Source organism: Dietzia sp. DQ11-38-2 (assembly GCF_014145055.1).
Classification (GTDB): domain Bacteria; phylum Actinomycetota; class Actinomycetes; order Mycobacteriales; family Mycobacteriaceae; genus Dietzia.
Map to the genome: position 1 here is coordinate 3,965 of NZ_JAALDW010000262.1, position 9,918 is coordinate 13,882.

At 70.3% G+C, this 9,918-nt stretch carries 9 protein-coding genes; 8 read left to right on the plus strand and 1 reads right to left on the minus strand.

The genetic code is table 11. From position 1 onward, the window contains the following. The coding region (locus G6026_RS09600) for a proton-translocating transhydrogenase family protein (RefSeq protein ID WP_182613028.1) at positions 1–634 on the plus strand (634 nt) is incomplete at its 5' end. A gap of 4 nt (positions 635–638) precedes the next feature. After that, the gene (gene pntB, locus G6026_RS09605; protein ID WP_107755259.1) at positions 639–2,063 is read left to right on the plus strand and encodes a Re/Si-specific NAD(P)(+) transhydrogenase subunit beta; all 1,425 of its coding nucleotides are present in this window, start codon (positions 639–641) and stop codon (positions 2,061–2,063) included. Positions 2,064–2,158: 95 nt separating this feature from the next. On the opposite strand, the gene G6026_RS09610 is transcribed toward pntB, so the two are convergent. Further along, positions 2,159–3,544, minus strand: coding sequence for an ammonium transporter (locus G6026_RS09610; protein WP_107755260.1), 1,386 nt, complete (start codon positions 3,542–3,544; stop codon positions 2,159–2,161). A 403-nt stretch (positions 3,545–3,947) separates the two neighbouring features. Between G6026_RS09610 and glnT the strand changes: the two genes are divergently transcribed. From glnT to G6026_RS09640, 6 genes are all read left to right on the plus strand, one after another. Beyond that, a complete protein-coding gene (gene glnT / locus G6026_RS09615) occupies positions 3,948–5,240 on the plus strand; it encodes a type III glutamate--ammonia ligase (protein ID WP_241726002.1) in 1,293 nt (430 codons plus the stop codon). Between the two features lie 84 nt (positions 5,241–5,324). Beyond that, positions 5,325–6,230 (plus strand): glutamine amidotransferase, encoded by a 906-nt coding sequence (locus G6026_RS09620; protein WP_182613030.1) that lies wholly within the window; start codon positions 5,325–5,327, stop codon positions 6,228–6,230. A 94-nt stretch (positions 6,231–6,324) separates the two neighbouring features. Next, positions 6,325–7,074, plus strand: coding sequence for a protein glxC (locus G6026_RS09625; RefSeq protein ID WP_194305646.1), 750 nt, complete (start codon positions 6,325–6,327; stop codon positions 7,072–7,074). 79 nt (positions 7,075–7,153) lie between these two features. Continuing rightward, positions 7,154–8,488 (plus strand): FMN-binding glutamate synthase family protein, encoded by a 1,335-nt coding sequence (locus G6026_RS09630; RefSeq protein WP_182613032.1) that lies wholly within the window; start codon positions 7,154–7,156, stop codon positions 8,486–8,488. Between the two features lie 96 nt (positions 8,489–8,584). Continuing rightward, positions 8,585–9,241, plus strand: coding sequence for an XRE family transcriptional regulator (locus G6026_RS09635; RefSeq protein WP_182613033.1), 657 nt, complete (start codon positions 8,585–8,587; stop codon positions 9,239–9,241). Between the two features lie 135 nt (positions 9,242–9,376). After that, on the plus strand, positions 9,377–9,918 hold a 542-nt coding region (locus tag G6026_RS09640; protein WP_182613031.1), incomplete at its 3' end, for a M28 family peptidase.

A 9,918-nucleotide genomic window follows, 5' to 3' on the forward strand; every position in this document is an offset into this window, starting at 1 on the left:
GGTGACCGAGAACGGCGTGACGATCATCGGGTACACCGACCTGGCCGGACGCCTGCCCGCGCAGGCCTCGCAGTTGTACGGCACCAACCTGGTCAACCTCACCAAGCTTGTCACCCCGGACAAGGACGGGCGGTGGTCGCTGGATCTGGACGACGTCGTCCAGCGCGGGGTGACCGTGGCCCGGGACGGGGAGGTCCTGTGGCCGCCCCCGCCCGTGCAGGTCAGCGCGGCGCCCGCCGCGGCGGCCGCCGAGCCGCTCGAACCGCCCGCCGAGAAGAAGAAGCTCTCCCCCCGGGCCAGGCTCGGCCTGATCGCCACGGGGATGGCGCTGCTCCTGCTGCTCACGGCCGTCGCGCCCGGAGACATCCCGCGCCACATCACGGTGTTCGTCCTGGCGATCGTGATCGGGTACTACGTGATCGGCAACGTCCACCACGCGCTACACACACCGCTCATGTCGGTGACCAACGCGATCTCCGGCGTGATCGTCGTGGGCGCACTGCTCCAGATCGGGATCGACAACACCGTCGGTCAGGTCCTGGCTACCATCGCGATCCTCGTCGCGTCCATCAACGTCTTCGGCGGATTCGCCGTGACGCGCCGCATGCTCGGCATGTTCTCGAAGGGAGCCTGAGGAGATGTCACTCGTGACCGCCGCCAACGCGGCCTACCTCGTCGCCGCGCTGCTGTTCATCATGTCCCTGGCCGGCCTGTCCAAGCACGAGACCGCCCGCCGGGGCCTGAGCTTCGGCATCGCCGGCATGGCGCTGGCGCTCGTGGCCACCGTCGCGCTGGTGATCGACCACCATCCCGCCACCACCGGGATCGTCCTCATGGTGGTCGCGGTGCTCATCGGCGCGACGCTGGGGCTGCTGCGTGCCCGGCGCGTGCAGATGACCGAGATGCCCGAGTTGATCGCCCTGCTGCACTCCTTCGTGGGCCTGGCCGCGGTGCTCGTGGGGTGGAACGGGTACCTCGAACCCGAGCTCCACGGTGACCTCTCCGGCGCGCTGCTGGACATCCACCACGCCGAGGTGTTCATCGGCGTGTTCATCGGCGCCATCACCTTCACCGGATCGATCGTGGCCTACCTCAAACTGTCGGCGAAGATGAAGTCCGCGCCGCTGGTGCTGCCGGGCAAGAACCTCATCAACGCCGGGATCCTGGTGGCGTTCGTCGCCCTCACCGTCGCGTTCGTCATCACGCCGGCGCTGTGGATGCTCGCGCTGGTCACGGCCCTTGCGCTGGCCCTGGGCTGGCACCTCGTGGCGAGCATCGGCGGTGGCGACATGCCGGTCGTGGTCTCGATGCTCAACTCGTACTCCGGGTGGGCAGCGGCCGCGACGGGATTCCTGCTCGGCAACGACCTGCTCATCGTGGTCGGTGCACTGGTCGGTTCCTCGGGTGCGTACCTGTCCTACATCATGTGCAAGGCGATGAACCGGTCGTTCATCTCGGTCATCCTCGGTGGCTTCGGCATCGAGGCCGCCGCGGGCGAGGGCAGGGACCACGGGGAGCACAGGGAGATCGACGTGGCCGGCGCGGCCGAGTTGTTGGCGGGCGCCTCGTCGGTGATCATCGCCCCGGGGTACGGCATGGCCGTCGCGCAGGCGCAGTACCCCGTCGCGGACCTCACCCGCACTCTGCGCGAGCGGGGCGTGGATGTGCGCTTCGCCGTGCACCCGGTCGCGGGCCGCCTGCCCGGTCACATGAACGTGCTGCTCGCCGAGGCGAAGGTGCCGTACGACATCGTGTTCGAGCTCGACGAGATCAACGACGACTTCACCGGCACCGACGTGGTCCTGGTGATCGGTGCCAACGACACCGTCAACCCGGACGCCGCCGAGGACCCCGGCAGCCCGATCGCGGGTATGCCCGTGCTCCACGTGTGGGAGGCGACGGACGTGATCGTCTTCAAGCGATCCATGGCCGCCGGGTACGCCGGTGTACAGAACCCCCTGTTCTTCCGCGACAACACCCAGATGTTGTTCGGCGACGCCAAGGACCGTGTCGACGACATCCTGGGCGCGCTCAAGGAGCAGCCCGTCGGCGCGGGCGGATAGGGCTGTTCGCAGGCTCTCGGACGACGACGAGGAGGCGGCCCCACGCGGGACCGCCTCCTCGTCGTCGTACGGGGTGACCGGGTCGTACGGAAGGACTAGGTCGAGGACGCGGGCGGCGACGCCGTGGCCGCCTTCGTCTCCCCGGCCTCGCCGACCGCCGCGGCGTCGGTCCCGAGCCCGTCGCGCTCGAGTGCGCCGCCGTCGAGCCCGTCGCGCTCGAGTACGTCCTGGAAGTACGCCATCTCGCGGTGGTAGGCCTTGTCCAGGCCCTCCCGTTCGTCCTCCTCGGTGACCCGCAGGCCCATCGTCTTGTCCAGGACGAAGGCGATGAGCAGGGTGATGGTGAAGGAGTAGGCGAGGACGGCCGCCGTGGCCAGGGTCTGGGCGCCGAGCTGTCCGAACCCGCCACCGAAGAGCAGGCCCGCCTCACCGGCCGGGGAGGCGGGATCGGCGATCACACCGATGAGCAGGGTGCCGATGATGCCCGCGACCATGTGGAGTCCGGCCACGTCGAGGGAGTCGTCGTACCCCAGGCGGTACTTCAGGCCCACCGCGTAGTGGCAGACCACGCCGCAGATCAGGCCGATCGCGATGGCGCCGAGTGGGCTGACCGCCGCGGCGGCCGGGGTGATGCCCACCAGTCCGGCGACGAGCCCGGACGCCACACCGAGGGTGGTGGGGTGCTTGGCGCGGACCTGCTCGGTGATCATCCAGGCCAATGCGCCGCACAGCCCCGCGACCACGGTGTTGAGCGCGGCCACCGCGGCCGTGTTCCCCGCGGCCACGGCGGAGCCGGCGTTGAAACCGATCCACCCGGCGAAGAGCATTCCGGCGCCGAGGAACGTCAGGGGGATGCTGTGTGGCCTGCTGATCGTGGGGAAGCCGGCTCGTCGGCCGAGCACGAGCACCAGGGCGAGGGTCGCGACTCCCGCGTTGATGTGGATCGCGGTGCCGCCCGCGAGGTCGATGGCCCCCAGGTTGTTGGCGATCCACCCACCCGTGACCGAACCGTCGTCGGAATCGAACGCGAACACCCAGTGGGCCACGGGGAAGAACACCAGCACCGGCCACACGATGGCGAAGACGAGCCAGGTGGAGAAGCGCATCCTGTCCGCCACACCGCCGGCCACGAGGGCGACGGTGATCCCCGCGAACAGCATCAGGAACCCGGCGAACAGTGCGGGTGGTAGGCCCGGGGCCGCGGGTTCGGCCATGATGCCCCGGAGTCCCAGGTACTCGAGGGGGTCGCCGAGCAGGCCTGCGCCCCCGACCGAGTCGCCGAATGTCAGCGAGTACCCGATCAGGACCCACAGCACGGCCATCACGGCGACCGCGCCGATCGTCATCATCATCATGTTGAGCGTGCTGCGGATGCTGACCATGCCGCCGTAGAACAGGGCCAGGCCGGGGACCATGAAGGCCACCGCGACCATGGCCGCGAGCACCCAGGCGGTGTCTGCCGCCGCTATGGCTACGTCCATCTCTTTCTCTTTCCTCTGAGGCCACTCCCGGGCGGGGCGACGTGGGGACCGTGCGTTTCACAGTGTGAACCTTTGTTGCTTTCTGCCAGGTACCGCGCCAGTTTCCATTCGGTTACCGCGCGGCGGACGCACCTGGCCTCGTGCCCGAGTCTTCGTGATTGAGCCAGCTCAGAAGCGTCCCCGACGGCCGGTAATCCGTAACACCGAGGTAACCAACCCCTCGTTTAGCCGCAGTATATTTTGACCACCAAGCAGAAACAGTGGATCAGGAGACGTCATGACAGTCACCGCAGACCCCTCCGCCGGGGTCGCCGACCGCGCGAACGGCGCGCGCAGGCAGTCGTCGTTCCCGGCGCTCGACTCCGACCGTGACCGCCTGAGCGCCCCCGGCGCTCTCGCCCGGATGGTCGCGGACACCGGGACGAGGTTCGTGCTGGCCGTGTTCACCAACCTCAGGGGCAAGCCGTGCGCGAAGCTCGTCCCGGCCTCCGCTGTCGACCAGCTCGAGGCCGGGGAGCTCGGGTTCGCCGGATACGCGGCCGACGCGATCGGCCAACAGCCCAGGGATCCCGACCTCCTCGTCGTCCCCGACCCCCGCTCGTTCACCCCCCTTGGCTTCATCAAACCCGGGCTGGCGCTGGTGCACTGCGATCCCTGGGTGAGCGGGGAGCCGTGGCGCTTCGCACCGCGCGTCATCCTGGGGCGGATGCTCGCCGACGCGGCGACCGACGGACTCGACCTCAAGGTGGGGGCCGAGGTCGAGTACTTTCTGGTCCGCAGGAGCGATGACGGGTCGCTGCGCACCGCCGACCCCAGGGACGACGAGTCCCACCCGTGTTACGACGCCCGGGGCGTGACCCGCATGTTCGAGCACCTCGCGGGTGTCTCGGACGCGATGAACGTCCTCGGCTGGGCCAACTACGCCAACGACCACGAGGACGGCAACGGACAGTTCGAGCAGAACTTCGCCTACGACGAGGCGATGGTCACCGCCGACCGGGTCATGACGCTGCGCTACATCATCTCCATGCTGGCCGAACAGCGGGACATGATCGCGACCTTCATGCCCAAGCCGTTCTCGGACCGGACCGGATCGGGAATGCACCTTCACATGTCCCTGTGGCGCGACGGGCACCCGGTGTTCCCCGCGGTCGGCGAGGACTCCTACGGGCTCGGGCTCTCACCCGTGGCGTACTCGTTCATCGCCGGCGTGCTCACCCACGCCGCCGGTATGCACGCGATCCTGTGCCCCACCATCAACTCCTACAAACGTATCGGCGCACGGACGACGGCGTCGGGGGCCACGTGGTCGCCCACGGACGCGACCTACGGCGGCAACGACCGCACCCACTACCTCCGCGTGCCCGACGGCAACCGCGTGGAACTCCGCGGCGGCGACGGCTCCGCCAACCCCTATCTGGCCATCGCGGTGCAGCTGGCCGCCGGTCTCGACGGGATCCGGAGGGATCTCGACCCCGGCGTCCCGGCAACGGTCGGCGAGGCCACCCACACCCTTCCCCCGACCCTGCTCCACGCCGTGGAGGAGCTGGGGAGAGACGAGGTCGTCCGCGCCGCACTGGACATCGGTGGAGACGGGGTCGCCGATTACTACGCGGATCTCAAACGCGAGGAGTTCATCTCCTGGCACAACACGGTCACCCAGTGGGAGATCGACGAGTACCTGACCGCGTTGTGACACGCCGCGGCCCCCCGCCGCGCGGCTGTATCGCCCGACCCGACAGACACCACCCCCAGACCCGACAACACCAGGAGAACCCCCATGTGCGGCATCGTCGGACTCCACCTGCGCGACCCGGATCTCGAACCCCGGCTCGGCGACCTGCTCACCACCATGCTCGGCGAGATGACCGACCGCGGTTCGGACTCGGCCGGCGTCGCCGTCTACGGCAACCCCGACTGGACCCCGGCCGGATCGGCCACCGTCACCGTGCTCGCCGACCTCACCGACGGCCTCGACGCCCGGACCCTGGCCACCCGTGTCGGTGACCACCTGGGGCGCGAGGTGTCGGGCCGCGAGCTGGGGGCCACCGTCCTCCTGACCGCCGGAACCGACCCTCAGACCCTCGCCTCCGCCGTCCGTACCGCCCTCCCGGAGGCCGTCCTGGTGGGCCTGGGCACCGAGCTCGCCGTCCTCAAGGGCGTGGGACTGCCCCTGGAGCTGGCCTCGGGCTTCGGCCTACCGGGGGCCTCGGGATGGCAGGGCGTGGGGCACACCCGCATGGCCACCGAATCGGCGGTCACCCCCGCCGGCTCACATCCCTTCTCGGTGGGCCCGGACCAGTGCATCGTCCACAACGGGTCCTTCTCCAACCACGCCTCTGTCCGGCGCGAACTCGCCCGACGCGACATCCACTGCGACACCCTCAACGACACCGAGGTCGCCGCGCGGTTCGTGGCCGCCCAGATCGCGCTCGGCGCGGGGATCGACCAGGCACTGGCCGAGATGGCCGGCGTCCTCGACGGGTTCTACACGCTGCTGGTGTCGACCGCCGAGGAGTTCGCGGTCGTGCGGGACCCGATCGCCTGCAAGCCGGCGGTGATCGCCGAGACCGACCGCTACGTCGCCATGGCCTCGGAGTACCGGGCGATGGCGCACCTCCCGGGCATCGACGACGCACGTCTCTTCGAGCCGGAGCCGGGTCGCGTGTACCACTGGCGGCGCTGACCCCGCCCTCACGCAGCCCACCCACCGCGCAGCCCATCTACCGCGCAGCTCCACCGCAGCACCGCGGTGGAGTGCCCACCAGGAAGGAAGAACGATGACCGTGACGCCGGAACAGGCCTTCGCGCCGAGGGACCTCGGACCCGTCGGCGACGCGCCGACCGCCGCCCCGCACGTGATCGACGTCCGGGAGGCCGGGCTTCGCGAGACCAATCGGATCCTCCGGGAGTCCGACGGCACCGGCAGATACCTCCTCACCGCTCCCCGGGGGGCGCACGCGCTCGCCGTGGGCCTGACGGAACCGGACGAGGTCGTGATCGACGGGCCCACCGGGTACTACACCGCCGGGATGAACGACGGTGCCCACGTCACGGTCAACGGGAACGTGGGGGTCGGGGTGGCCGAGAACATGATGTCCGGGACGGTGCGGGTCACCGGGTCGGCCTCGCAGTCGGCCGGGGCGACGGCCCACGGCGGGCTGCTGGTGATCGAGGGAGACGCCGGCGCCCGGTGTGGCATCTCGATGAAGGGCGTGGACATCGTCGTCGGCGGCTCGATCGGTCACATGAGCTGCTTCATGGGCCAGGCCGGGCGTCTGGTCGTCCTGGGCGATGCCGGCGACGCCCTCGGTGACTCGCTCTACGAGGTCCACATCTACGTCCGGGGTCGCGTCGAGTCCCTCGGCGCCGACTGCGTCGAGAAGGAGATGCGGCCCGAACACCACACCGAGCTCCGGGAGCTGCTCGACCGTGCTGCCGTCACCGGGGTCTCGACCGGGGAGTTCCGGCGCTACGGCTCCGCCCGCACCCTCTACACCTTCGACGTGGACAACGCCTCCGCCTACTGACCGCCCGCCGCACCCCCGACAGGAGCCCGACATGCCCTTCGACGGACCCACCCGATCCGACCAGGCCACCCCACCGCAGATGCAGACCGCCCCCGCCGACCCGGCCCTGCGCGAATCCGCCACCTTCCCGCGTTCGGTGATCCACGAGATCCAGCGCGCGGCCGCGACCGGGATCTACGACATCCGCGGCTGGGGTGCCAAGCGGAAGGTGCCGCACTTCGACGACCTGCTCTTCCTGGGCGCCTCCATGTCGCGCTACCCGCTCGAGGGATACCGCGAACGCTGCGACACCGACATCACCCTGGGCACCCGTCACGCCACGAAGCCCCTCCGGCTGGACATCCCCGTGACCATCGCGGGGATGAGCTTCGGTGCCCTGTCGGCGCAGGCCAAGGAGGCCCTCGGGCGCGGGGCCAGTGCCGCGGGCACCTCCACCACCACGGGTGATGGTGGGATGACGGCGGAGGAGCGCGGCCAGAGTTCGAAGCTCGTCTACCAGTACCTGCCCTCGCGCTACGGGATGAACCCCGAAGACCTCCGCAAGGCCGATGCCATCGAGGTGGTCCTGGGGCAGGGCGCCAAGCCCGGTGGGGGAGGCATGCTCCTGGGACAGAAGATCTCCGACCGGGTGGCACAGATGCGGACCCTGCCCCGGGGGATCGACCAGCGTTCGGCCTGCCGGCACCCGGACTGGACAGGCCCCGACGACCTCGCCATCAAGATCCTCGAGTTGCGGGAGATCACCGGGTGGGAGAAGCCGGTGTACGTCAAGGTCGGCGCGACCCGCACCTACTACGACGTCAAGCTGGCGGTGAAGGCCGGCGCGGACGTGGTGGTCGTGGACGGGATGCAGGGCGGCACCGCCGCCACGCAGGACGTGTTCATCGAGCACGTGGGCATCCCCACCCTCGCGGCGATCCCGCAGGCGGTGCAGGCCCTGCAGGAGATGGACCTGCACCGGAAGGTGCAGCTGATCGTCTCCGGCGGGATCCGCTCGGGGGCGGACGTGGCCAAGGCCATGGCCTTGGGCGCCGACGCCGTCGCGATCGGGACGGCCGCGCTGATCGCGCTGGGGGACAACGACCCCCGCTACGAGAAGGAGTACCGCGCCCTCGGCTCGGCGGCGGGGTTCTACGACGACTTCCAGGACGGGCGCGACCCGGCCGGGATCTCCACCCAGGACCCGGACCTGGCGCGACGACTGGATCCGGAGGCATCCGGTCGGCGCCTGGCCAACTACCTGCACGTGCTCACGATGGAGGCTCAGACCATCGCGCGGGCCTGCGGTAAGTCCCACCTGACCCACCTGGAGCCGGAAGACCTGGTGGCGCTGACGATGGAGGCCGCCGCGATGGCGCGCGTGCCGTTGGCGGGCACCGACTGGATCCCCGGCCGCGCGGGGCGGGAGTTGTAGATGACCGTCGTACCGGACGATCGGACCGGGGCCGGACCCGCGCCGGTCACGGGTGGTGACTTCCGCGGGGCGGCGACGATGACTACCGTCGAGGACATGGCAGCCGGCCGGGATGACGAGCGGAGGGTCGTCCACCAGGCGGCGCCGCGTGAGCTCCCCGTGGACGTGCCCACCGGCAACGATCTCGAGCGGATCATCGGCTTCCACGTCCGCAGACTGCGTGTGGCGGAGAACCTGGGGGTCGCGGAGATGGCCCAGCGGATCGGCATCTCCAAGGCGATGCTGTCCAAGATCGAGAACGCGCAGACGTCGTGCTCGCTGAACATGCTCGCGAAGCTCGCCACCGGGCTCGACGTGCCGGTGACCTCGCTGCTGCGCGGCGCGGACACCCGACGCGACGCGGTGTTCACCCCGGACGGGCAGGGGGCGACGATCGTCGGCCGCGGCACGTCGGTGGGCCACGACTACGAACTGCTCGGCGCGCTGCGGGGACCCAACAAGCGGATCGAACCCGTCCTGGTGACGTTGACCGCCGAGTCGGAGACCCATCCCCGCTTCCAGCATCCCGGCACCGAGCTGCTGTACATGCTCTCCGGCGACATGATCTACCACCACGCCGAGTCCGAGTACCGACTCCGCCCGGGGGACTCCCTGCTCATCGACGGGGAGGGCGTTCACGGGCCGGTGGCGATGCTGGAACTGCCCATACGCTTCCTCTCGGTGACCGCCTACCCCGACGGCGTCGACGGCTGAACTGCCCGGCCCGCCCAGCTCAACGCAGTCCGACCCACTCCGCTTCGCCCACGCCGCACCGTCCCCTCCGAGGGGGCGTGACACACCCGTACCTTCCGCACCGTCCGGACGTTCCGGACCCCCGAGGAGCCCGTCATGACCATCCCGGTCGCCACCACCGTCACCTCGCTGATGTCCGCGATCGCGGACGTCGGGACCGACCCGACGCGGGGCGGGTACAGCCGCCCCGTCTACTCCCGCGCGGAGCTGGACCTGCGCGAGTGGTTCCTGGCCGAGGCGGCCGCGCGGGGTCTGGACACCGAGACCGACCGCAACGGGATCATCTGGGCCTGGTGGAATCCGGCCGGCCATCCGCTGAAGGGGGCGGTCGTCACCGGCAGCCACCTGGACTCCGTGCCCGGGGGAGGAGCCTTCGACGGCCCACTCGGCGTCGCCTCGGCGCTCGTGGCGGTGGATCATCTCCGGACCCGCGGGGTGCGGCCCCGGCGGGCCCTGGCCCTGACGGTCTTCCCCGAGGAGGAGGGGTCACGGTTCGGCCGCGCGTGCCTGGGATCGCTGCTGTTCACCGGCTCCATGGACGCGGCCACCGCGGCGCGCCTGACCGACGACGACGGCACCACCTACGCCGAGCTGTGCGCCGCCAACGGGCTGGATCCGGCGCGCCTGGGCCGCGACGA

Excerpts from the sequence above, each read along its gene's own strand:
- G6026_RS09620 (WP_182613030.1), top strand. The coding sequence starts at position 5,325 with ATGTGCGGCATCGTCGGACTCCACCTGCGCGACCCGGATCTCGAACCC.
- G6026_RS09630 (WP_182613032.1), top strand. The coding sequence starts at position 7,154 with ATGCAGACCGCCCCCGCCGACCCGGCCCTGCGCGAATCCGCCACCTTC.
- G6026_RS09625 (WP_194305646.1), top strand. The coding sequence starts at position 6,325 with ATGACCGTGACGCCGGAACAGGCCTTCGCGCCGAGGGACCTCGGACCC.
- pntB (WP_107755259.1), top strand. The coding sequence starts at position 639 with ATGTCACTCGTGACCGCCGCCAACGCGGCCTACCTCGTCGCCGCGCTG.
- G6026_RS09635 (WP_182613033.1), top strand. The coding sequence starts at position 8,585 with ATGGCAGCCGGCCGGGATGACGAGCGGAGGGTCGTCCACCAGGCGGCG.
- glnT (WP_241726002.1), top strand. The coding sequence starts at position 3,948 with ATGGTCGCGGACACCGGGACGAGGTTCGTGCTGGCCGTGTTCACCAAC.
- G6026_RS09610 (WP_107755260.1), bottom strand. The coding sequence starts at position 3,544 with ATGGACGTAGCCATAGCGGCGGCAGACACCGCCTGGGTGCTCGCGGCC.